At 32.5% G+C, this 363-nt stretch carries 1 pseudogene; it reads left to right on the top strand.

The window, feature by feature from the left end:
- Positions 1-363: pseudogene (locus tag D1831_RS14765) on the top strand (hypothetical protein); the annotation flags it as partial.

Here is a 363-nt window from a genome sequence, read left to right as displayed (position 1 = left end):
GAATCAAGCAGTGCATAAAAAGACAGTCGGGAGGAAATTAACTATAGTAAGTTTTATGCTTGCTCTTGCATCTATGGTATTACTAAATCTATTAGGATTTGTGTTGCACTCACCAATTATATTTAACCATGCAACACATTTTTTCTATGGAAATTCGCCTTTCATCTTAGGAATTGCGATTGGAATTTTTCTTCTATTTTTGACACGGAAAAATTTTTCCAATCGTTTTATTAATGCGAGTGCACAACTTAGTTTTGGCGTATATCTAATTCATGATAATCCACTAATCCGGCCTATATTGTGTGATAAGATCATCCCAATAAAACATCTGATAACGATGAATCCTATTATGTTATTGATAAC

The sequence above is a fragment of the Lactiplantibacillus garii genome (assembly GCF_003885105.1).
GTDB lineage: Bacteria > Bacillota > Bacilli > Lactobacillales > Lactobacillaceae > Lactiplantibacillus > Lactiplantibacillus garii.
The sequence above is the reverse complement of the archived record's forward strand: the minus strand, read 5'-3'. Positions and strand labels throughout refer to the sequence as shown.